The sequence below is a fragment of the Mesonia maritima genome (genome assembly GCF_042433895.1).
Lineage (GTDB): Bacteria > Bacteroidota > Bacteroidia > Flavobacteriales > Flavobacteriaceae > Mesonia > Mesonia maritima.
Genome location: NZ_JBHLUA010000002.1, coordinates 128,711 through 149,984, shown reverse-complemented (window position 1 = coordinate 149,984; position 21,274 = coordinate 128,711). Strand labels below are relative to the sequence as shown.

Genomic DNA, 21,274 nt, shown 5'->3' with positions numbered 1-21,274 from the left:
ACTATGAAAACAATATTATTCAGTCTTCCCGGAAATGAAGAACTAACAGAACTAATGGCCACAAAAATGAATGCTGAAGTGGGCAAAGCCACTTTGCGGGAATTCCCTGATGGAGAATCCTACACGCGCATATTGTCTGATGTTAAAGATAAATGTGTGGTACTGGTATGCACCTTGCACGAACCAGATGCAAAACTGTTGCCACTTTATTTTCTAAGCCACACAGCCAAATCATTAGGAGCTATGTGCACCTGTTTGGTAGCACCCTATTTGGCGTATATGCGACAAGACAAAGTTTTTAACGAAGGTGAAGGGGTAACTTCTGGTTTCTTCGGAAAATTGATTTCAGGTTTTGCCGATAGCATTACCACTGTTGACCCACATTTACATAGAATTAGCTCTTTGGGGGAAGTGTATCAAATTCCGAATAAAGTGATTCACGCTGCCGATGCTATTTCAGATTGGATAAAGGAAAACATCAAAAACCCAGTACTTATCGGTCCCGATTCTGAGAGTGAGCAATGGGTTTCTGAAGTTGCTAAAAATGCAGGAGCCCCATTTACGGTATTGCAAAAAGTACGTCACGGCGATCGTGATGTGGAAGTCTCTGTACCAGATGTGGATACATACAAAAATGCCACACCTATTTTAGTGGATGATATTATTTCCACCGCACGTACAATGATTGAAACCGTAGAACATTTAAAAAAAGCAGAAATGAAACCCCCGGTATGTGTTGGTATTCACGCAGTTTTTTCGGGTAAAGCCTATCAGGATTTGTTGGATTCCGGCGTGGAAAAAATAGTGACCTGTAATACCATTCCACACCCTTCAAATACTATTGATTTGAGCGATGTACTGGCAAAAGAAGTAAAGAAATTAATGCACCATATATGATAAAGCGAAGCTTCATACTCATTATTATATTATTCAGCATCTCAATGAATGGACAAACTGAAATGCTCATTGGGCAGATTTCAGGCAGGGATGTAATTCGGGAGAATTTCAATGAAGAAGGTGCTTTTTTAAACAAGCAAACTTTTGAATCTGAAAAAGTTATTCATAAAAATGGATATTATGAAATTAAGGTGGTTACGGAATTATTTGACAAGAACAAAAAATCTACTGACAAATACACCACGACCTATCGCTGTAAGCCTGATGAAGCCAGTATAATGGTAATGGCATTTCCGTTTTCCAACCCAAAATCAAAAGAAACCGAAATTAATACTACTTCTGAAAATTTTAAAGAGCTCTACGATTTACAAAACTTGAAAGATATTGAATTGAAAATGAGTTTTGACTCGGGCTTGTTGAACTTTTTTGGTTCAAAAAGCATCATAAAAATTTACGACCGAAAATTAGAAGCTGGCAAAAACAATATTAAATCAAAAATCAATATTAAGGCTTATGCCTGGGGAATTCGCATCAAGCAACTCAACTATACCGTTATCGAAAAATTAAATGAAAAAGGTTTATTGACCTTTCAGAAATTTACAGAAGAAGATAAGAGTTATTTTACAATAAACTATAAATAAATAAAGACAAATGAAAAATTACGATACACTATCAGAAGCTATAAATGATTTACAGGCTAACGATTATCCCTATGATTTCAACTTAAAGCCTGAATGCTTGGAATGTCCTTCCTTGAAAATTGAGATCCGGCCAGAAGATTTTAAAGTAGATAAAACCTTTCGCTTTGAAGGAATGAGCAGTACCGATGATAATAGTGTTTTATATGCTATATCTTCCAAAGATGGAATTAAAGGACTTCTGGTAGATGCCTACGGTGTCTATTCTGAGAATATTTCAGAAAAAATGCGAAAAAAATTAAGATAACACTTAAACAATACTATAATGGAAAATCACGAACACCACAAACACGAAGAAATGGATCATTCTAAAATGGACCATTCTAAAATGGACCACAAAAAAGAAGATCATTCAAAAATGAATCACGGCGATGGAGACCATTCCGGCCATAATCCAGGTCACGGAGAACACGGACACGACCATCATAAAATGATGATTGCCGACTTTAGAAAACGCTTTTGGGTAACCTTAATCTTGACCATTCCCATCCTTATCATCTCCCCGATGATCCAGGGGTTTATTGGCTATGAGTTCCTGCTTCCCGGAAACCAATATATTTTATTTGCCCTTTCTTCAGTAGTGTATTTCTATGGCGGCTGGCCATTTATTACCGGATTTTGGTCCGAAGTTAAAAAAGGTGCACCGGGGATGATGACTCTTATTTCTATGGCCATTACTGTGGCTTACTTTTATAGTTCGGCAACGGTGTTCGGTTTAGAAGGAGTTGATTTTTTCTGGGAACTGGCTACTCTTATCGCAATTATGTTAGTAGGACACTGGATAGAGATGAAAAGCGTCTTGGGAGCTTCAAAAGCCCTACAGCTTTTGGTAAGTATGATGCCAGCCGAAGCACATCGTGTAAAAGGTGATACCGTTGAAGATATTCAATTGGAAGATTTATTAAAAGACGATATAATTTTGGTTAAGCCTGGTGAAAAAGTTCCTGCTGATGGTATCATCACAGAAGGTTCCAGTTATCTAAATGAATCTATGCTTACCGGAGAATCTAAACCAGTAAAAAAAGAAGAAAAAGATAAAGTAATTGGAGGTTCGGTAAATGGTAATGGCAGTTTAAAGGTAAAAGTAGAGCATACAGGAAAGGACAGCTATCTCAACAAGGTCATCACAATGGTTGAAGAAGCACAAAAGTCCAAATCAAAAATGCAAAACCTCTCGGATAGGGCTGCAAAATGGCTTACCTATATCGCATTGGGAATTGGATTTGGTACATTGGCGGTTTGGCTGATTTTAGGCTTCCCTTTTGTGTATGCTTTGGAGCGTATGGTAACGGTAATGATTATCGCCTGTCCCCACGCCTTAGGCCTTGCCATCCCATTAGTAGTCGCTATTTCTACTGCTGTATCTGCACAGAACGGATTGTTGATTCGTAATAGGACAGCCTTTGAAGAATCCCGCAAAATTTCAGTTCTGCTTTTTGATAAAACGGGAACGCTTACAAAAGGGGACTTTGGGGTTACCCGCATTGAATCTGTAGATGAAAAATTTTCGAAAGAGGAAATATTACGATTTGCGAGTGCTTTGGAGCAAAGCTCGGAACACCCTATTGCCGTTGGAATAATTAAAAAAGTAAAAGAAGGCAAAGTTGCTATTCCAAATCCAGAAAACTTCAACGCAATTACCGGTAAAGGGGTTGAAGCCAACGTAGAGGGGAAACAAATAAAAGTTGTAAGTCCGGGCTATTTAAGAGATGAAAAAATAATTATTCCCGAGGATGCTTATAGCGATGCCGCAGAAACTGTTGTTTTTGTCTTGATTGATGGAGAATTGGCTGGATATATTGCGCTTGCCGATGAGATCAGACCAGAATCTGCCGAAGCTATAAAGGTCTTTAAAAAGAATAATATTAAAGTTTTAATGGCTACTGGTGATAATGAAAGAACTGCCAAAGCTGTTAGTGATAAACTCGGATTGGATGGATACTACGCCGAAGTTTTACCACATCAAAAAGTGGAAATAGTAAAAGAGTTGGAAAGTAAAGGAGAGTTTGTTGCAATGACCGGCGACGGAGTGAACGATGCCCCAGCTTTGGCCCAGGCGAATGTGGGTATTGCGGTAGGTTCTGGCACGGACGTAGCCGCCGAAACCGCCGATATTATTTTGGTAAATAGCAATCCACAAGATATTGCTAACTTGATTCTGTTTGGCAAGGCTACCTACAATAAAATGATCCAGAATCTTGTTTGGGCGACGGGGTACAACGTTATTGCCATTCCGTTAGCTGCTGGGGTGCTTTATTCTACCGGTTTTGTTTTAGGCCCAGCCGTTGGAGCCGTACTTATGAGTTTGAGTACAATTATTGTGGCCATTAATGCTCAATTATTGAAAAAGAAAATTGGAAAGAAATAATGAGCAAAAAAAGAAAGCTCGGCAGGATTATTTTGATCCTGCTGAGTTTATTTATGGTAATGCTTGGGTATGGCATTTTATTACCAATCCTTCCATACTATACCGAAAGGCTTGCTTTAGGAGATAACCTGGATACTGATTCGATTAACTTTCATATTGGTTTATTGACCAGTATTTATCCGCTCTTTCAGCTTCTTTTCGCTATACTCTGGGGTAGGTTATCCGATAAATATGGACGTAAGCCCATAATCATTGTTGGATTAATTGGATTTATAGTAATGCAACTGCTTACTGGACTGGCAACATCTCTTACAATGCTCTATATAGCGCGTATCCTTGGAGGTATATTCACATCGGCTGTTATTCCTGTCAGTAATGCATACCTTAGTGATATCACTTCTAGAAAGCATAGGACCAAGATTATGGCTTGGTCTGGTGTGGCTATAAGTTCCGGGGTTATTTTTGGACCCGTTTTAGGCAGCTTCCTATCCCAAACCAACCTACATTTTAAATATTCATTAGGGATATTACATCTGGATCGCTTTTCAATCCCATTTCTTCTGATAGCTCTTTTGGGTTTTATTGTAATGATGATACTTATTAAATGGCTTAAAAATACAGCACCAGTAATCAATTTTGCTTCAGGAAAACAAAAATTAAATTTTAGCTTTAGTAGGTTCTTTATCGTCCTTTTACTGCTTTCTTTTGTAATGCAGTTCGTAGTCACCCTCTTTGAAACGGTTTTTTCAATTTATGGAAAAGACGAGTTGTCATTTACCAGTATTCAAATAGGCATTGGTTTTATGCTTTGTGGGGTGGTAATGGCGGTATTACAACCTGTATTTGCGACCTACGGTAAAAAATTGATAACGGCAAAGCAACAAATCGGGGCCGGATTATTGATTTCGGGAATTTCAATGATCGCATTCCCTTTTTTCAACAACGAATTTTATGTCTATGTGTTAATCATCACATTTGCCACAGGAGGTGCTCTGGTAACCCCGAACCTACTTTCGGCCGTTTCCTTACTTTCAAAAGAAAATGCGGGCAGCAATATTTCTATCCAAACATCGGCAAATAGTGTGGGACAGATTTTAGGCCCGGTTATAGGGACTTGGCTTATTGCAGGTGGGTTTTATTACCCATTTATTATTGCCGGCATCATCATACTGACCGCTATTGGATTACTGTATTTTTATAGAAGCTTTTACAAACCTACCAACGAAAATACCCAAAGATCACTTACTGATAATTAACCGAATTCTAAAGCCCCATATATGTTTTGCTTAAATTAATACATAAAATATTAGATGATTACAAAGAGGATATGAAGGCGGTTGTAGAATCCAATCTTAACGATTTTAACAACGTTGAGCAAGGAATTTCCGTTTCCAGGCAGTATTTACAAAAATTAAGAATATGTGTAAGGCAAAATGAGTTCAGTAATCAACAGGACGAAATAACATTCTTTAAAGAACATAAACCTTACATATACAGTCGGTTAAAATTTTATGCTAAACTCTATAATTTCTTGATAAATAGGCCTGCGGGAACAATAAAATCCCAACAGGAATTTATAGACGCAGAAATAAAAAAACTTCAAGAAAGTAACCGGCGTAATATAGATTTCATAAAGTATTATAGGGAGCAATCTACGGTTCTCGATGAATTTTATTTTTTGCGCGGAAAGGATAAAATCAGTTTGGTTTCCAATACCTCCCATTTTTATACCGATGCCGAATTCTCTACAAGCCACGATAACGCCGTCGCTAAAATTATGGCTTATGATCTTTTAGTTAACCATTATGTTCAAGAACTGAGCTATTTAAGAGATATATCTTATGGGAAATCACGAGAATTAAATACCTTGGCCAACGGGGATCGGCTAAGCTGGACTGCTTCAAAAACAGATTTGATAGAATTGATATATGCTTTACAAGCCTCTGGGGCCATAAAAAGTGGAACGGCCGGGATTAAAGAAATGGCTTCGGCTTGCGAAAGTATTTTTGACCTAAATCTTGGTAACGTGTACAGGACTTTTTTAGAAATCAGGGAAAGGAAGATAGACCTGACCAAATTTATCGATAGGCTAAAATCTGCGCTTTTACAAAGGATGGAAGAAACCGACGGTTAATTTATTCAACCCTGAAAATGTTAAATTTTCTCCCAAGTTGGGTACGACTTGGGAAAAAATAAAATTAATTTTTTTTATGGCTGTTTAGTGTTGACCTTCCAATGAACAACAAACAAATAAAACCATTTTAACTCATTGAAAATGAGAAAATAAAAACACCCAACTTGGGTATACCTTGGGAATAAAACCCATTAAACTATCCCAAATTTGTAGAACGAAAGTCAAATCCTGCGAGGGGCTATCAAATTAGTTTAGACTGAGGCGGTAGCCCTTTTCATTTAAAACCGTTCTATTATGCCAACAAGTATCATTACCACAGACGATCTTCGGGAATTCAAAATGGAATTGCTCGATGATATTAAAAAGCTCCTATCCCGACAAGCAACCGGTAAACTCAAAAAATACCTGAAATCTTCCGAAGTAATGGAACTGCTTCAGGTCAGTCCGGGAACACTTCAAAATCTTCGCGTCAATGGCACACTGCCCTACACCAAGGTGGGAGGTATCATTTACTACGATGCCGAGGAAATCCAGAATGTAATGACCGCAAACCGTGTGCAGCACGGATTAAACTCTTAGGCGATGAATTATATAAAGCTACTCAATGCGGCTTTTGAAAAATTCTTCTTCGATGACCGCTTGAACCCAACCCATATCAGCCTGTATATGGCGTTGTTCCAAGAATGGAACAGCAGCCGTTTTGCAGATGAATTTTTTGTGAACCGTCGCGAATTGATGCGCGTGGCCAAAATAGGTTCTAAATCTACCTATCATCGCTGTGTTACCGACCTAAACTCGTGGGAATACCTATCCTATTTCCCATCGAACAATCCATACAAAGGCAGTAAAATCAAGATGGCCATTATCGGGACAAGTGATGAACCGGATACGGGACGGTACAATCCCGAATTGGAACAGCTTGCGGAACGGTACCATCCCATACGTGAACCAGTAGTGAACCAGCACCGTCCCACCAATGGACAAGCTGTGTACCAGCACCGTCCCGTGAGTGGACAAGCATTGGTATCTAATATAAACAATACCAAACAAGTAAACATTAATAAACAGCCAAAGGGCAGGCAGGCCGTTTTAGATTTTTTTATTGAAAAAGATTTTAATGCTGATGAAGGAAAAAAATTCTTCGCGCATTATGAAGCCAACAATTGGCAAACGAGCGATGGGAAGTTGATAAGGGATTGGCGGGCTCTGGCCAAAAACTGGATGGATAGAACCGAATTATTTACCGAAGAAAACAAACCAAACAAAAAGGGAGCGTCCCAAAATCGGGACAACCTCAAAACCACTAAAACCAAGGATTATGGACAACCCCTCTAAAATTACCGAAGGCGGCGTGGAATATTCGCTAGGCAAATTTGATGGGAAATGCGTGCTTTACGATTTCCCGAAAATCCTAATTTACTTGAATGCCAAGGGAAAGCTACTCTTTGGAAAGAAATTTAAAATTTATGAAGAGGACAAGGATATTTTGCTGAAACTCTGTTCCTACTTCATCAAGGACAAGGAAAACTGCCAAAAATTTGACATCGATATTGAAAAAGGCATTTTACTATCGGGCCCGGTAGGGTGCGGTAAAACCAGTTTATTGAAACTTTTACGGCATTTAGTGCCGTTGCAACGTCCGTATGAAATGATCCCCTGTCGCAATGTTGCATTCAGTTTTAACCATCTTGGTTTTAAGACCATCGAGGATTATGGAAATACGAAATTTTTCTGCTTCGATGATCTGGGCGTAGAACCTGCCGGAAGGTTTTACGGCAAGGATCTGAACGTGATGGGCGAAGTCCTGCTATCGAGATATGAACTATACCTACAGACCAAACGAAAAATCAAGACGCACGCGACTACGAACCTCAATGCCGAGGAACTGGAAGAACGCTATGGAAACCGTGTCCGTAGCCGGATGCGGGAACTGTTTAATTTGATTGCTTTTGATGAAGGGGCTGGGGATAAGAGGAAATAGATTAAGCCCGCCAAGACTTGAATATTATAAACAACTCAATAAAAAATTGCTTGCCTAATTCCCGAATGTTTTTTATCACTTCTAAAAATGCCTCTTTCATAATTTGGTTTTTAAATAGTTATCTATTCCCATCAAAATAGCCAATGCCATTGCCTTAATTTTTTCAGGTATCAAAAAATAATTTCCCTCATCTTCATTGGTAAGAAATCCAGCTTCCACAAGTATGGCCGGGCAATACCCAATCATTTCCCTCAGAACTTGAAAGTTGGCAAACTTCACACCTCTACTTTCATAACCTATTACTTCACAAAGTGCCCTTTCAATTTTATAGCCTGCAAATACCGATTCCATCGAGAATTTTTCTTGTTTTCTTAAAGCATAAACCTCAATCCCTCTCGCATCCGGATTATCAGAATGATTGCAATGCAAGGACACAAATAAATCCGCTTTTAATGCTTTGGCCAGCTTAGTTCTGTCAGATAAAGAAATTAGTGTATCACTATACCTGGTTAAATAAATATCCAAAGGCTCTTCCAATACATTATTCAGCTTCAAAATGGCATTTGCAATATCCAAAACCACATCCTTTTCTTGGATTCCATTTACACCAATTGCACCAGCATCTTTTCCTCCGTGTCCAACGTCAATTATTATTCGTTTTTGAACACTCGTTTCTTGTCCAAAAATGACACACATTTTTAGAAGCAAAATCACAAAACTGACGTTTTTGAGCACTTTTTTCATTTTCACTTTTCGGGTTATTAACAACTTACCTTCCAAAATCCATAAAATTTGATGTCAAATAATGGCAACGGAATTCAATTAATACCAAATAATATTTTATTCACAAATATTTGATTTACAAGTATTTGAATACAAATATATGTACTTTTCCCTTAACGAAAACGAATCAAAAATTTAAACTGTTCCGTTATGAAAAAATCAATCTACTTGGCAACTTTTCTTTCGTTGCTCTCAACATCACTTTTTGCACAAATCGGCGGAATCGAAGATTCAGTTGACGATGTTTCAAACACCATCAGAACCATTTTTCCGATAATCCTCGGGGTGATTTTCCTTATCGGTTTCCTGTTCAACGCAGGACATTTCTTTGGGGAAAATGCAGACCTTAAAAAAGGAATTACCCGTGTACTCGTATTTGTGCTAATAGCGGGAGCTGTGGTTGGAATCTTTACTTACCTAATAGGAATCGTAGTATAAATGAACCCTCATCGAGGGCTTTAATAGAAGAGCTTTATGAAGAAATTCGAGGTCTATAAAAACATCAGGAAGCGGGCGGTCATTTTCGGACTGCCCATATCCTTGTTTGCCATAATGATGGTTTCCATTCTCGCTTCGCTACTGGTCATCATCTTCTCGTTCAGCTTCGGAATAATCATTGGCGTATTGCTGCTCAATTCAGCCTTGTATATCGCTTTGACCCGGATAACCGGCAATCCACAGCTTTTCCAAATGGCAAAAGCCTTCCCACAAATCATCAGTAACAAAAGAAACTCCGGCATCGATTATGAACAAGATTAACCTTTCGGCATACCGACCCATAGCGGATATTCAGGACAATATCATTTTTGCCAATAATGGCAATGTGGTCTTGTGCTATGAAGGCAATTTGCCCGAAATCTATTCCTTGTCCGAAAAGGATTTTGAGGATATGCACGGGGCTTGGTTTCAGGCTTTGAAGTCGTTGCCGGTGGGAACTGTAGTTCATAAGCAGGATATTTATTTGAAAAAATCCTATTCTTCGCAACAACTGCCCAATAAAACCTTTTTGGAAAAAGCGACCCACGATCATTTTAAAGGGCGTGAATATATGGAGCACCGCTGTTTCCTGTTCTTTATCCTGACCAAGAACAAAGCACTTAACAGTCCCAAATATGTCAACCCCTTCCGAAAGGTTTCCAAGAGCATTATCCGGGAACTTGATGATACCGTGCAACGCTTTATCGGCTCGGTAAGTGATTCGGTTTCCTTTATCAACAATAGCCGTAAAATGGAATTTTTTCCGCTTGAAGCGAAAGGGATTGAGCAACTGACCAATGGGTACTTTAATGGCTTCAATGAAGGTTTTGATACGGATATTTTACTTGAGAAAAAGAACGTCAATATCGGCGAAAATTATTTTGATGCCCTGGCCATCAACAGCGAACTGTGCTTTGGCGAAAGTGTACAAAGTAGCAAGACCAATGAGAAATTCACTTCTGACGATTTTGTGTTTCATCAAGGGTTTATTGATGGTTTAGGGCTTACGCTTAACGAAAACCACATTGTCAACCAAATTCTTTATCTGGACGATAAACAGAAGTGGCGCAAGCTGCTCGATAAGAAAGTCGAGGAACTAAACAAAAGTTCCAACTTTGGTTCGCAAAACAAAGTGGTATTAGGAAAAATCCAGCACATCCTTGACCAGATCAATGCCGATGACAATGCGCGGATTATCCGTGGTCATCTGAACATCGTCTATTGGGATAAAAATGCCGCCAACCTAAGCCGCATCGGCTCTAAAATCAAGACCGAATTTAAGGAACTGGATATTATTCCTTACTATCCCCGCGGTGAGGAACGGAAGAACTATATGTTGAACAGCTACTGTTGCTTTTCCTCCAATTTCTCTAATAACGATTTGTATGTAACCGATCTAAAGCACGCCCTTTGCCTGTTCATCAATAACACCAATTACAAATCTGATGATACCGGTATTATCTTTAATGATCGGGAGCATAACATCCCAGTTCTAAAGGATGTTTGGGATGAGCGCAAAAAGCGCATTAAAGCTCGGAACTTTGCCATCTTCGCACCAACGGGCGAAGGTAAATCCTTTTTGGCAAACAACATTCTGCGACAGTATTTTGAAAGTGGTGTTCGCCTTGTCATTATCGATCTGGGTGGTTCTTATACCAAGTTTGCCAAACTCTATCCAGAGCAGTACACCGTACTTCGTTATGAAAGTGGAAAGAATCTGGGCATTAACCCATTTTACATCAGCGATACAAATGATCTGACACCAGAACGGCTCGAAGATTTATCAATCTTTCTATTTGAACTTTTTGCTTCGGATCTGAAAGTAACCAAGGCACAATCCGTCTCGGTCAAGAAAATACTGCGCCATTATTATGATAGCACTTCAGAAAATCATTCGTTGGATGGCTTCTATCATTTTATTGAGCGCAACCAAAAAGACCTTTTGGGTAAACTCAAAATCCATCCCGACTACTTCAATGTTACAAGCTTTTTGCACGTAATGTCAGAATATGTCGGCGATGGTCTATATAGTTTTCTGTTTGAAGTGAGCGAAGATCAAACCTATAAAATAGAAGATAAACGCCTAATCGTTTTTGAACTGGACGAAGTGAAGGACAATAAAGAAATCCTTTCCGTAATGCTCAAGCTCATCAAGTCCGCTATCCAAAGAACCATTTGGAAAAACAGAGCAGAAAAAGGCATCATCCTGTTCGATGAGTTTGCCAAGCAGTTGAAATTTGAAAACGTACTGGAAAGTGTGGAATTCTATTATCAGGCCATCCGGAAACAGAACGGTGCGATTGGAATTATTTTGCAATCCATCAATCAACTACCAAACAATTCAACTTCCGCCAGCATATTGGAAAACACACAGGTTATTTACAGTTTGAACAATGAAAAAGGCTATGGCGAACTAGTTAAAAGACTCAACCTTTCAACCCACGACCTGAACCAATTAAAGTCTATTAAAAACAATCTTTCTGGATCACGCAAGTACACCGAAATGTTCATCAAAATTGGTAGGGAAAGCAACATCTTCAGGCTCGAAGTTCCGAAGGAAGTATATGCAGCTTATCTAACGGATGGACAGGAAAATGAAGAAATAATGAAGCTCTACGAAGAGCATCACGATATGAAAAAAGCTATAATTCAATTTACATCTAAAACATAATATTATGAAGACAAAAATTAAAATTTTAGTAATGACAGTAGCCCTGACTTTGTTTATGTCGGGTAATGCGACTGCCCAAGGAATGCCCACTTATGATAATACCAATTTTATCAGCTTGGTAAAACAACTCATAGAATCTGGAAAGCAGACAGCCCAGATGATTAAGTCTGTAAAATTCCTGAAAGATGCAAAAGAGGCAATAGAAAAAGTATCAAGCGTTGTCCAGCAACTGAGGGCAGTTGAGGAAATTGGACAGAACAATCAACGCCTTATCAACGTAATGCAAAACGATGTACAGGATATTCTCAACTCGCCTTACATTAAGCCAGATGAAGTTTCAAAGGTTGTGGAATCTTTTGATGCCATAGTTCAAAACTCATTGGACACGGTGGATTTTATCGACGAAGTCCTATCCAACGATTACCTTAAAATGAGTGATGCCGAACGTGCTGAAATTCTAAAAACAAAAGAACTGGAATCAAAGCAAATGGTTTCCACCATCACGACCAAAACAAAACGCTATCGTGACATTATTTCCTTCAGAAAAATGCAGGATAAAGTCAATAACCGAGAAACCGAATATTAAAAATGACCGCAACCATACTTTTAGGAATCGGACTGGAATATATAGACACGGTTTTCCAGACTATACAGGCCAGCGACTTTTCGCAATACACCATTGCCGGAATGAAAACGCTTGCTGTCTTGTTCTTTCTGGTTAACATCCTTAAAAAGTATAACGAAGGCATTGCAGATAAGGATGGCTACACTTGGGGATTGAGCCCTGGCGAATTGGCCAAAAATTTTGCTATCGTCATTTTGGTCATTTTCTCAACACAGGTCTTAAGCTTTTTCGATGGCATCTTAGTCGCTATTGAAGGGCAATATCGAGGGACAGCACCAGCATTATTGCCTTTACAGATGCAAGACATTCCTTTAGAGGAAGACGTAAGTTTGTTTGATGCCGCAAGTTCGGCAATGACGCTTTTATACGAAGCATTGGTCACGCCATTGTACGGTTTTAAGATATTGTCTTTCATAATGAGCACCATACTTTGGATATTGGATTTGTTCATCTATCCGTTATTCTTGGCAGAACGCTTCTTCCTTTTAGGAATAATGCAAGCCTTCTTTCCTCTGGTCATTAGCCTGGCAGTTTTTGAAAAATTTCGTTCGCTCGCTTATACGTTCTTTAAACTATATGCAGCGGTATATATGCTCGTGCCAGCATTCTTTCTTGTCAATGTATTTATCAATGCCATTTATACTGAAATCAATACCAATTTTTGGGTCAATCTATTCGGAACCGATACAGGTCAAGGATTTTTTGCACCTGTGGTTCAATTGGGTTCAGTAGGATTTATTGTGTTCCTGAAATTCAAACTGTATAAACGTGCCACGTCCTTTACACTCAGATTATTTACTGCCTAAATCAGATTAAATATGAAAACACCATATAAGAATATTTACAACGTCCTAAAGCTGAATCGGTTTATCGTTCTGACAGTCATTGTTTGTGCCTTGCTGTCCAGCACATTTTCAGTTTGGATGGTATTCAACATCAATCAAAAAGCACTCAATAGCGCCTTTGCCATCAATACCGATGGCAGTATCATTCCGCTGAAGCTCGTGACCCAAAAAGAGAATTTCAGAGTAGAAGCTTTGGCACATTTAGATCTGTTCCACAACTATTTCTATAACATCGATGCCAGTAATTACGAGCGCAACTTGGAAAAGGCACTTTGGTTGGGTAATAGTTCCGTGGACAATCTCTACCGCCAGAAAAAAGCCGATGGTGTTTACAATAGATTACTTCAGTATTCATTGGTTCAAAAAGTGCTGAGCATCGATTCACGGATAACCGAAAATGATGGTGCGTATAGTTTTACCACGACGACCATTTTTGAAATCAATAGAGGTTCAATAATCGATACCTATGAATTGATTTCAACAGGAAACCTAATGACGGTTGACCGGAACTTTCCCAACAATCCCCACGGTTTACTGATTACAAATTACTTCGAAAACACCTTAAAAAAACTAAATAATGAAAATTGAAAAGAATAAAATAGTATTTGCTGCGGTGTTGGCCGTGATTTTCATATTCCTCATTTCATATTCCGTGATGGTAATGGGCGATGATGAAAGTGAAACTGAAAACCTTAAACAGACCTTAGTTCCTGATTTGGAAGAAGACCAAAAAGAGTATGATTCCAAACTGGATGCGATTAACGACTTGAAAAAAGTACGTGAAAACAATGCACCCAGTATCTACGATGAAAAATTGATTGATTCATTGGGATTTTACGATCCAGACCTTCCAGAACGTGAAAAAGAACGTATCGTAGATAGCATCTATGAGGCTGGTAAGATTCAATATTCAGAGAAACGATACCAAAACTTTGGACAGAAAAGAACTGTTCACAAAGTGGTGTCAAGAATTGATTCCGCTGAAGTAAAGAAGAAACAAAAAATTGAAGCAAAGGAATTGGGCTTGGAACATCAATTATTCTTCGCAGCTTCGCCAAAACCCAATGAAGTTTCAATCATAGGCAATACAGATGAAACTATTTACGTGGTGGTAGATGGCGACCAAGTCGTAAAAGCGAATACCAGATTGCGAATGCGCCTGACAAAAGCTGCTACCATCAATGGTAAGCTAATGCTAAAGAATACGCTTGTATTTGGGTTTATCAGTTTTCAACCAAACCGAGCTTTGATTGAAATTGAAAACATAAAGCACCATCCCACTAAGCTCAAAGCTTTCGATTTGTCAGATGGTAGCGAAGGTATCTATGTACAGAACAATTTTAGGGCAGAAGCCACCACCGAAGTTCTCGACGATATTATTGGCGATATCAATATACCAACAGTTCCGCAAGTAGGTGGCGTAACAAAGGTGCTAAGGCGAAGCAACCGCAATGTAAAAGTTACGGTGCTGAACAATTACAAACTCATTTTAAAACCCAAGTTATGAAAACATTTATCTCAATTTTAATACTGGTGTTGATTTCCGCTTTCGCACCTCGACTTTGCTCGGCACAGGCTACAGCACAAACAACAAAAGTCCTCGATACCATTTATGCCAATGATACCAAAAATGTTGCGCTGTTTTTTCCAGAACCCATACGGCAAGGTATAACCGGTTCAGACAATTTTGTATTTACCTACAATCGAGAAAAAGAACAATATTTCGGACTTCTTCAAGCAAAGCCCGGAAAAGAAAGTAACCTTTTAGTAGTCAATAGAAATGGTTCAATTTTTTCGTATATTGTAAGATATAAGAAACAGCTCTCTAAGCTCAATTATTTCATTCCGTTATCAAATAGTATCGGTAATGAAAAACCGATTGTAACTGATTCGGTTCTTGTTGAATCTTCTGAAGAACTTGTAGATAATAGAACCTATTATTACCAAAAATTCTGCTCGTATCTTCTCAATAGAAAACAGCGCATAGGTCGAATTAAGAAACGAAACGAAAGTATTGTTTTGAGTGTTGAGAATATTGTTTTTGATAAGGAAGAGCTCTACTTCGTTATCCAGATTGAAAATAATTCTGCTTTGGATTACGATTTGAATTTCTTGAACCTGTCGATTGAAACTCGGCAAAAAGGAAAAAGAAAATCGTTACAACGCCTCTATCAAGAACCTATTTACATAAATAATCTGCCTTCAAAAATTACAGAAAGTGAAACGGTTCGCTTCGTTTATGTGTTGCCCAAGTTTTCATTATCCAATGACCGTAGGGCAGTTTTGGAATTGAATGAAAAGGATGGCGAACGAAATATTGAAATGAAACTATCACATAGATATATTAATAACCCAAATTAATACTGTTATGAAAAAAAATGTCGTTTTTTCGCTCACATTACTGTTCCTTTCTTGTGCTGATTCTGAAACTAAAATTTCAGGACCAAGTGCTACAGCCCAAATCGTCATTGAAAGCTTTTATGAAAAAGATGAGGAAACCTTAAAAGCACATTCCACACCACAGGCGTATTCCAACTATATGAATACCATAAATATGTTCAACGCTACACCAAAGGATGATTCTAACTTTACTGTTTTGCAGGATACGATTATGGGCGATGTGGCTTGGGTAAAATATACCACAGCATACGATAAAACGCCTGGTATTTTTAAACTGATCAAGCAGGACGGCAAGTGGTTGGCTACTGCAAGAGGTTCAAAGGATAAATCGCCTTTTTAAAATAATCACATTCTTGGAATAACCGTTTCTTTCAACCAATGGAAAGCAGCTTTTTGATCGTATAGGATTTCCGGCCGTAACAAACCTTCCATATCGCCTTCAAAAGCTGCATCGTTTTTCTTGGCTTCCATATTTTGTAGGAACTCTTTTTGGGAAGGGACTTTGCCAACGGAAGATTCCATATAAACCTTAAAGCACTTGATAATCTCATCAATATCGAGTTTCATATATTGTCTGGAATAATCCAGATCAAACAAATCCCTTCCTTTACTTCGTTGATAAAGCGCCCTCAACTTCGTGCCCAAAAGTTCATTGATTTTATATGTTTTAATATCAGCTCTCCCCGAAAACCAAGGGTTCGCCATTTCAAAAGGGAAATCTACCCAATCGAGTACGTTGAAGTGTTCTTTACAATTAATCTCTAATTTTAGCCGGCGACGCTCATTTTCATATTCGGATGTAAACCTGTACAGCGCTTTTGCTCCGTGCCCTCTTACCTGTGTACGCCTGTCTTCCTCAAAAAAAGTAATGACCTCGCCAATGCGCTTCATAATGGGTTTGATAGGGCCTTCCCGAACCTGTACAAGGTCAATATCCTCGGAATATCTCGGTGCCGGGTTCAGATATAATTTATGTAGAGCGGTGCCGCCCCGGAAAGCAAGGTTTTCCCTTAGAAAATCATCGGCAAAAATTGCTACCAACGCCCGACTAATAATCAAATCCTGCTCAATTTGTGCAAATTCTTTCCACGGTGCATATTCCCGCCATTGGGCAATATAGGGTCTTGAAATCATAAGTCGCCTTCTAATTTTAGATTGATGTCCACTTTCCATTTATTATCCACCGAACCAGGTCGTTGTTGGTTGGTCGGCTTCAATAAAACCGGATGTATTTTTTGATTTTCCAAATGTTGAAAAATTAAAGTAGATAAACCATTCTTTTGATTTATTTCATCCAATAAAAACCCCAATCGTTGAAGCGTGGCTTTATTGCTGTACCAACTCAATAAATTTTCAAGGTCCTTTTGTGTGCTTTCTTCCATTAACTCTTCAATAGTCGATAGCATTCGGTTCAGCCCCCCCAATTTATTCTGATAATGCACTAAGTCGGCAAGCGTCAGGGCAGGACTCGAAATTTGATAAGTTCCGGCATCTGATTTTTTTGAAAGTATATTTTGTTCCGGCCAAGCGGAAGTGGTCAAAAAACGGATATCAATGGCCGATTTCTGAATATCCAACAGTTTCGGGGAGGATGTCATTACATAATCGCGCTGAGATTGTTGATGGCTTGCTCCATAGGCTTTTGCAGCACTATAAAAACCCAAATAATAATTACGGTCTAAATAATCAAAAAGTTTATTGATATACAGGTTTATGGGAAGTTTTCGAAAACTGGAATACCTTGGGGTCAGTATAAGGTAGAAGCCCTTTCTTAGATTGAGGACTTTGTTCTTTTCGATCAGATGAGCCAATTCCTGCCAAATTGCGTTTTTGCTCTTCTGGGTTCGGCTCATCAATTCTTCCAGGGAAAAAGAATATTCTTCCACAGACAGCAATTTGTCGATATATTCCGCCACCATAACTTTAGTAATTATTAGAGCAATATATGTATTTTAGACGTAAAACTAAAATAAATACTATAAAATTTATATTTATTTAAAATCCAAGATTGGCTTTATTTCAAACAAACTTGAAAATTTGAAAGCGAATTCTAAAAGTTTGTTAAATTTACTCCAAAACAGAAATCAATCAACAATATGGATAATTATCACGATCCTATTAAACATATTAAGTTTTTACGTCAAACTTTATCCCAAGACAAAAAACCAATAGGCTACTTTATATCTGCTGGCTGTCCCTTATCCGTAAATATGCCGAAGGAGCAATGGCCTCTGATTCCTGATGTAGCCGGATTGACCCAATTTCTAAGTTCGGAACTATCATCAAAAACAGATGTCAAAAATGATTATGATAAACTTTTAGATGAAATAAGTTTAGCTCAAAAAAGTATTAAAAACATTGAAGATATTTTGAGTTTTATAAGAGGTTTGAAAGATGTTTCGGTTGGTAACAGCGTTAGAGGCTTTAGCAATGAAGAGCTTATCAAACTGGAAAGCGAAATATGCACGAAAATCGTAAGTAAATTGGATGTGGAATTACCAAATAAAGAATCCCCATATCATAAACTTGCAAAATGGATATCAATAGATCGTGAGAAACCTGTCGAAGTATTTACAACGAATTATGATTTGCTAATGGAACAAACCTTTGAGGACTTATCCATACCCTACTTTGATGGTTTTGTCGGTTCAAGACAGTCATTTTTTGATTTGAGATCAGTTGAAGACGATTTAATACCAAATCATTGGACACGTCTTTGGAAAATCCACGGCTCTATTAATTGGTTTCAAAAGAAAAATCATCAGGTATTCAGATCAAGCAGAACTAAAGAAATAGACGCTTCACAGCTAATTTACCCATCTCATCTCAAATATGACCAAAGTAGAAAAATGCCTTTTTTGGCTTTGATGGATCAACTTTCTCGCTTTTTGAGAAAACCTAACGCATTACTTATTATCTCAGGTTATTCTTTTAACGACGAGCATATAAATGATTGCATTTTAGGTTCACTAAGAGCGAACCCAAATAGTATGGTAATTTCGATGTTATTCGGCTCTTTAACTGAGAAAAATAAAGAAAATGATTCAACGACTGAAAAGTACCCTAAAGGTGTGGATGCTGCATTAAACAGAGGCAATCTTGCTATATGGGCTAAAGACGAAGCGATAATTGGTACGGTTAGAGGCAAGTGGAAATTAGGAGCCTTATTGGAAGATGAGGATAATTTAGCTAATTGTCTGTCTAAAAGGGATGACGAAGAAGCAGCTCTTTGCGATTTAGATCTTGGTGATTTTTCAAAAATGGGGGATTTCCTTCAAGCTTTAATCGGATATAATCAAACTCTTTTGGATGAAAAATAACTCTACTTATCTTGGTTCCGTACAAGACGTTAGTGGCACTACCATTAGAATAGCAATGGTCAACGATTCACTATCTGGTTTGACATATGTAAATGGTGAAGGTTACAAAATTGGACAAATTGGAAGTTTTGTTAAAATTCCAATTGGATACAATTTTTTGTTTGGAATTATTACTCAGGTCGGCGCAAGCGCAGCACCAGAAAACGACCAACCTTATGGAAATAGATGGATAACTGTACAACTGGTTGGGGAAGGACATCGATCTGGTGAATTTCAAAGAGGGATTTCTCAATATCCAACAATTAGTGATGAAGTGCATTTAGTATCTGAAGTAGACCTAAAACGAATCTATGGACAACCAGACAAACCATACTTTGTAAATATTGGACATATTGCGGGAGCCGAATCTATTCCTGCTTTGGTGGATGTAAATAGGTTAATTACGAGACATTCAGCAGTAGTTGGAACAACTGGTTCAGGAAAGTCAACGACAGTTGCAAGTCTGTTAAATGCGCTATCCGATTCTGAGAAATATCCATCATCACGAATTTTGGTGTTTGACATACACGGAGAGTATGGACAAGCTCTAAAAGATCGAGCGAATATTTTTAAAATTAACGCTGACAAAAGCGAAGGAAGTCAAGAAAAAGAATTGGTTATTCCCTTTTGGGCCTTAAATTTTGAAGAATTATGTGATATCAGTTTTGGAAAATTTGCTGCCGAAAAAGATCAAAATGTAATTCTAGAAAGAATTCAGCAAGCTAAGTTGAAAAGTTTGGAAAAACATCCTAAAACCGGAATCGACATAGATAACCTTAGTATTGATTCTCCCATACCATTTAGCTTGAATCATCTCTGGTATGACCTTTATACCGAAACGCTAGGAAAGTTCTATCCGGACAAGGATGGGACGATTATGGAAAATCTTGCTTTTGAAACTGATGAAAATGGAGATAAGATATTAGGTGATCCAGTTCGGGGTATTCCTCCTATTTTTAAAAAAATAAATACCTCCAAAGCAAATGGTGATCGAGTTCAATACTTGCCTGAAACCCCTTTAAATAATAGCCAACAGTTACATTCATTGGGTTCAAAGTTGAGAATTCCAAGGTATGATTTTATTTTCAAACCTGGGGATTGGACTCCAAAAAAGGATGGATTTATAGAAAAAGATTTAGATTCCCTGATAAAAGGTTGGATAGGAAGCGACAAGCCAATTACTATTTTGGATTTATCAGGTGTTCCAATAACTATTTTAAATACAATTATCGGAGTTTTACTGCGTATAGTTTATGAAGGCTTATTCTGGGCAAGAAACCTCTCGCAAGGAGGCAAGGAACGTCCATTGCTTTTGGTAATGGAAGAAGCTCACAATTATTTAAACTTTGAAGGTAGCGCGTTATCGATTGTTCAAAAAATTGTGAAGGAGGGTAGGAAATATGGGATAGGCTCAATGATAGTTAGTCAAAGACCGTCAGAAATAAATTCTACAATTCTTTCACAATGTGGTACATTCTTTGCTCTCCGATTGGCGAACTCTACTGATCGCGCCCACATAACAAGTGCTGTCACAGATAATCTGGAAGGTCTTACAAGTATGCTCCCAATATTAAAAACGGGAGAGGCTATAATCTTAGGAGAATCGGTAAAGCTTCCTATGAGATCGCTTATCAAAGCTCCACCGAAGGATAAAAGACCTGATAGTCAAGATCCTATCGTATTCGATATTGTTGATACAGAAGAATCTTTAATGCCTGGGGGTTGGGGCAACAAAATGGAAGAAAGCCCTAACTACGAAGAATTTATTGAGGCCTGGAGGTCTCAAAATCCTAAAATTAGTAAAATTATCAAATAAAGTATTATGAATAGAAAACCAGTAAAATCATCGAACATAGCATCTATTGGCTATGACAACAATTCATCCACATTAGAAATAGAATTTAAAAACGGCACGGTCTATCAATATTTTGACCTTCCAGAAAGAGAATATAAAGGGCTTATTGGTGCTGAATCCCACGGAACATATTTAGCCCAAAGTATCAAAGGAAGGTACAGGTACTCTAAAGTTTAAGCAA

At 38.2% G+C, this 21,274-nt stretch carries 24 protein-coding genes; 21 read left to right on the top strand and 3 right to left on the bottom strand.

Translation table 11 applies throughout. The features are described from left to right. Positions 1–3: 3 nt before the first annotated feature. From ACFFGL_RS00780 to ACFFGL_RS00740, 9 genes are all read left to right on the top strand, one after another. On the top strand, positions 4–897 hold the full coding sequence (locus ACFFGL_RS00780; RefSeq protein ID WP_309729371.1) for a ribose-phosphate pyrophosphokinase: 894 nt from the start codon (positions 4–6) through the stop codon (positions 895–897). Continuing rightward, positions 894–1,538, top strand: a complete 645-nt coding sequence (locus tag ACFFGL_RS00775; RefSeq protein ID WP_309729369.1) for a hypothetical protein — start codon at positions 894–896, stop codon at positions 1,536–1,538. The genes ACFFGL_RS00780 and ACFFGL_RS00775 overlap by 4 nt, the downstream gene beginning before the upstream one ends. 10 nt (positions 1,539–1,548) lie before the next feature. Then, a complete protein-coding gene (locus ACFFGL_RS00770; protein WP_150543759.1) occupies positions 1,549–1,842 on the top strand; it encodes a phosphoribosylpyrophosphate synthetase in 294 nt (97 codons plus the stop codon). Positions 1,843–1,860: 18 nt separating this feature from the next. Next, complete coding sequence (locus tag ACFFGL_RS00765) at positions 1,861–3,963, top strand: copper-translocating P-type ATPase (protein WP_309729367.1); 2,103 nt, start codon at positions 1,861–1,863, stop codon at positions 3,961–3,963. Next, a complete protein-coding gene (locus ACFFGL_RS00760; protein ID WP_309729365.1) occupies positions 3,963–5,219 on the top strand; it encodes an MFS transporter in 1,257 nt (418 codons plus the stop codon). Before ACFFGL_RS00765 ends, ACFFGL_RS00760 begins: the two co-directional genes overlap by 1 nt. A 26-nt stretch (positions 5,220–5,245) precedes the next feature. After that, positions 5,246–6,097: an RteC domain-containing protein gene (locus ACFFGL_RS00755; protein ID WP_309729363.1), complete on the top strand. Its 852-nt coding sequence runs from the start codon at positions 5,246–5,248 to the stop codon at positions 6,095–6,097. Positions 6,098–6,391: 294 nt separating this feature from the next. Next, positions 6,392–6,676, top strand: a complete 285-nt coding sequence (locus ACFFGL_RS00750) for a helix-turn-helix domain-containing protein (protein WP_031428464.1) — start codon at positions 6,392–6,394, stop codon at positions 6,674–6,676. A 3-nt stretch (positions 6,677–6,679) separates the two neighbouring features. Continuing rightward, positions 6,680–7,432 carry a hypothetical protein gene (locus tag ACFFGL_RS00745; RefSeq protein ID WP_309729360.1) on the top strand — a complete coding sequence of 251 codons (753 nt, stop codon included), beginning with the start codon at positions 6,680–6,682 and terminating at the stop codon, positions 7,430–7,432. After that, positions 7,416–8,078: a P-loop NTPase family protein gene (locus tag ACFFGL_RS00740; protein WP_309729358.1), complete on the top strand. Its 663-nt coding sequence runs from the start codon at positions 7,416–7,418 to the stop codon at positions 8,076–8,078. The genes ACFFGL_RS00745 and ACFFGL_RS00740 overlap by 17 nt, the downstream gene beginning before the upstream one ends. A 96-nt stretch (positions 8,079–8,174) precedes the next feature. Here ACFFGL_RS00740 and ACFFGL_RS00735 read toward each other — a convergent pair whose 3' ends face one another. Further along, complete coding sequence (locus tag ACFFGL_RS00735) at positions 8,175–8,822, bottom strand: N-acetylmuramoyl-L-alanine amidase family protein (RefSeq protein WP_150543882.1); 648 nt, start codon at positions 8,820–8,822, stop codon at positions 8,175–8,177. A 189-nt stretch (positions 8,823–9,011) separates the two neighbouring features. Between ACFFGL_RS00735 and ACFFGL_RS00730 the strand changes: the two genes are divergently transcribed. From ACFFGL_RS00730 to ACFFGL_RS00690, 9 genes are read left to right on the top strand one after another with little or no spacing between them, the layout of a single operon-like run. Next, positions 9,012–9,299, top strand: a complete 288-nt coding sequence (locus tag ACFFGL_RS00730; RefSeq protein ID WP_031428457.1) for a hypothetical protein — start codon at positions 9,012–9,014, stop codon at positions 9,297–9,299. Between the two features lie 36 nt (positions 9,300–9,335). After that, positions 9,336–9,620, top strand: a complete 285-nt coding sequence (locus ACFFGL_RS00725) for a hypothetical protein (protein ID WP_150543765.1) — start codon at positions 9,336–9,338, stop codon at positions 9,618–9,620. After that, the gene (locus ACFFGL_RS00720) at positions 9,607–12,009 is read left to right on the top strand and encodes a TraG family conjugative transposon ATPase (protein ID WP_309729354.1); all 2,403 of its coding nucleotides are present in this window, start codon (positions 9,607–9,609) and stop codon (positions 12,007–12,009) included. Before ACFFGL_RS00725 ends, ACFFGL_RS00720 begins: the two co-directional genes overlap by 14 nt. A gap of 4 nt (positions 12,010–12,013) precedes the next feature. Beyond that, the gene (locus ACFFGL_RS00715) at positions 12,014–12,595 is read left to right on the top strand and encodes a conjugal transfer protein (protein ID WP_309729352.1); all 582 of its coding nucleotides are present in this window, start codon (positions 12,014–12,016) and stop codon (positions 12,593–12,595) included. A 2-nt stretch (positions 12,596–12,597) separates the two neighbouring features. Further along, a complete protein-coding gene (locus ACFFGL_RS00710; protein WP_309729350.1) occupies positions 12,598–13,440 on the top strand; it encodes a hypothetical protein in 843 nt (280 codons plus the stop codon). 12 nt (positions 13,441–13,452) lie between these two features. Beyond that, on the top strand, positions 13,453–14,067 hold the full coding sequence (locus ACFFGL_RS00705) for a conjugal transfer protein TraK (protein WP_309729348.1): 615 nt from the start codon (positions 13,453–13,455) through the stop codon (positions 14,065–14,067). After that, positions 14,057–14,986, top strand: coding sequence for a conjugative transposon protein TraM (traM, locus tag ACFFGL_RS00700; protein WP_150543770.1), 930 nt, complete (start codon positions 14,057–14,059; stop codon positions 14,984–14,986). The genes ACFFGL_RS00705 and traM overlap by 11 nt, the downstream gene beginning before the upstream one ends. Beyond that, positions 14,983–15,840, top strand: coding sequence for a DUF4138 domain-containing protein (locus tag ACFFGL_RS00695; protein ID WP_150543771.1), 858 nt, complete (start codon positions 14,983–14,985; stop codon positions 15,838–15,840). The genes traM and ACFFGL_RS00695 overlap by 4 nt, the downstream gene beginning before the upstream one ends. Before the next feature lie 7 nt (positions 15,841–15,847). After that, positions 15,848–16,219, top strand: coding sequence for a hypothetical protein (locus tag ACFFGL_RS00690; protein WP_309729342.1), 372 nt, complete (start codon positions 15,848–15,850; stop codon positions 16,217–16,219). Positions 16,220–16,224: 5 nt separating this feature from the next. Here ACFFGL_RS00690 and ACFFGL_RS00685 read toward each other — a convergent pair whose 3' ends face one another. Continuing rightward, positions 16,225–17,013 carry a nucleotidyl transferase AbiEii/AbiGii toxin family protein gene (locus ACFFGL_RS00685; RefSeq protein ID WP_309729341.1) on the bottom strand — a complete coding sequence of 263 codons (789 nt, stop codon included), beginning with the start codon at positions 17,011–17,013 and terminating at the stop codon, positions 16,225–16,227. Next, positions 17,010–17,765, bottom strand: a complete 756-nt coding sequence (locus ACFFGL_RS00680; protein ID WP_309729339.1) for a type IV toxin-antitoxin system AbiEi family antitoxin domain-containing protein — start codon at positions 17,763–17,765, stop codon at positions 17,010–17,012. The genes ACFFGL_RS00685 and ACFFGL_RS00680 overlap by 4 nt, the downstream gene beginning before the upstream one ends. Before the next feature lie 210 nt (positions 17,766–17,975). Between ACFFGL_RS00680 and ACFFGL_RS00675 the strand changes: the two genes are divergently transcribed. Genes ACFFGL_RS00675 through ACFFGL_RS00665 form a run of 3 tightly spaced genes read left to right on the top strand, consistent with a single transcriptional unit; the run spans position 17,976 to position 21,270 of the window. Continuing rightward, entirely contained in the window at positions 17,976–19,199 is a 1,224-nt protein-coding gene (locus ACFFGL_RS00675; protein WP_309729338.1) for an SIR2 family protein, read from the top strand. Further along, positions 19,189–21,054, top strand: a complete 1,866-nt coding sequence (locus ACFFGL_RS00670; protein WP_236979786.1) for an ATP-binding protein — start codon at positions 19,189–19,191, stop codon at positions 21,052–21,054. Before ACFFGL_RS00675 ends, ACFFGL_RS00670 begins: the two co-directional genes overlap by 11 nt. 6 nt (positions 21,055–21,060) lie before the next feature. Further along, positions 21,061–21,270 (top strand): KTSC domain-containing protein, encoded by a 210-nt coding sequence (locus tag ACFFGL_RS00665; RefSeq protein ID WP_309729334.1) that lies wholly within the window; start codon positions 21,061–21,063, stop codon positions 21,268–21,270. The last annotated feature ends 4 nt before the right edge of the window (positions 21,271–21,274 follow it).

Excerpts from the sequence above, each read along its gene's own strand:
- ACFFGL_RS00780 (WP_309729371.1), top strand. The coding sequence starts at position 4 with ATGAAAACAATATTATTCAGTCTTCCCGGAAATGAAGAACTAACAGAA.
- ACFFGL_RS00775 (WP_309729369.1), top strand. The coding sequence starts at position 894 with ATGATAAAGCGAAGCTTCATACTCATTATTATATTATTCAGCATCTCA.
- ACFFGL_RS00770 (WP_150543759.1), top strand. The coding sequence starts at position 1,549 with ATGAAAAATTACGATACACTATCAGAAGCTATAAATGATTTACAGGCT.
- ACFFGL_RS00765 (WP_309729367.1), top strand. The coding sequence starts at position 1,861 with ATGGAAAATCACGAACACCACAAACACGAAGAAATGGATCATTCTAAA.
- ACFFGL_RS00760 (WP_309729365.1), top strand. The coding sequence starts at position 3,963 with ATGAGCAAAAAAAGAAAGCTCGGCAGGATTATTTTGATCCTGCTGAGT.
- ACFFGL_RS00750 (WP_031428464.1), top strand. The coding sequence starts at position 6,392 with ATGCCAACAAGTATCATTACCACAGACGATCTTCGGGAATTCAAAATG.
- ACFFGL_RS00745 (WP_309729360.1), top strand. The coding sequence starts at position 6,680 with ATGAATTATATAAAGCTACTCAATGCGGCTTTTGAAAAATTCTTCTTC.
- ACFFGL_RS00740 (WP_309729358.1), top strand. The coding sequence starts at position 7,416 with ATGGACAACCCCTCTAAAATTACCGAAGGCGGCGTGGAATATTCGCTA.
- ACFFGL_RS00735 (WP_150543882.1), bottom strand. The coding sequence starts at position 8,822 with ATGAAAAAAGTGCTCAAAAACGTCAGTTTTGTGATTTTGCTTCTAAAA.
- ACFFGL_RS00730 (WP_031428457.1), top strand. The coding sequence starts at position 9,012 with ATGAAAAAATCAATCTACTTGGCAACTTTTCTTTCGTTGCTCTCAACA.
- ACFFGL_RS00725 (WP_150543765.1), top strand. The coding sequence starts at position 9,336 with ATGAAGAAATTCGAGGTCTATAAAAACATCAGGAAGCGGGCGGTCATT.
- ACFFGL_RS00720 (WP_309729354.1), top strand. The coding sequence starts at position 9,607 with ATGAACAAGATTAACCTTTCGGCATACCGACCCATAGCGGATATTCAG.
- ACFFGL_RS00715 (WP_309729352.1), top strand. The coding sequence starts at position 12,014 with ATGAAGACAAAAATTAAAATTTTAGTAATGACAGTAGCCCTGACTTTG.
- ACFFGL_RS00710 (WP_309729350.1), top strand. The coding sequence starts at position 12,598 with ATGACCGCAACCATACTTTTAGGAATCGGACTGGAATATATAGACACG.
- ACFFGL_RS00705 (WP_309729348.1), top strand. The coding sequence starts at position 13,453 with ATGAAAACACCATATAAGAATATTTACAACGTCCTAAAGCTGAATCGG.
- traM (WP_150543770.1), top strand. The coding sequence starts at position 14,057 with ATGAAAATTGAAAAGAATAAAATAGTATTTGCTGCGGTGTTGGCCGTG.
- ACFFGL_RS00695 (WP_150543771.1), top strand. The coding sequence starts at position 14,983 with ATGAAAACATTTATCTCAATTTTAATACTGGTGTTGATTTCCGCTTTC.
- ACFFGL_RS00690 (WP_309729342.1), top strand. The coding sequence starts at position 15,848 with ATGAAAAAAAATGTCGTTTTTTCGCTCACATTACTGTTCCTTTCTTGT.
- ACFFGL_RS00685 (WP_309729341.1), bottom strand. The coding sequence starts at position 17,013 with ATGATTTCAAGACCCTATATTGCCCAATGGCGGGAATATGCACCGTGG.
- ACFFGL_RS00675 (WP_309729338.1), top strand. The coding sequence starts at position 17,976 with ATGGATAATTATCACGATCCTATTAAACATATTAAGTTTTTACGTCAA.
- ACFFGL_RS00670 (WP_236979786.1), top strand. The coding sequence starts at position 19,189 with ATGAAAAATAACTCTACTTATCTTGGTTCCGTACAAGACGTTAGTGGC.
- ACFFGL_RS00665 (WP_309729334.1), top strand. The coding sequence starts at position 21,061 with ATGAATAGAAAACCAGTAAAATCATCGAACATAGCATCTATTGGCTAT.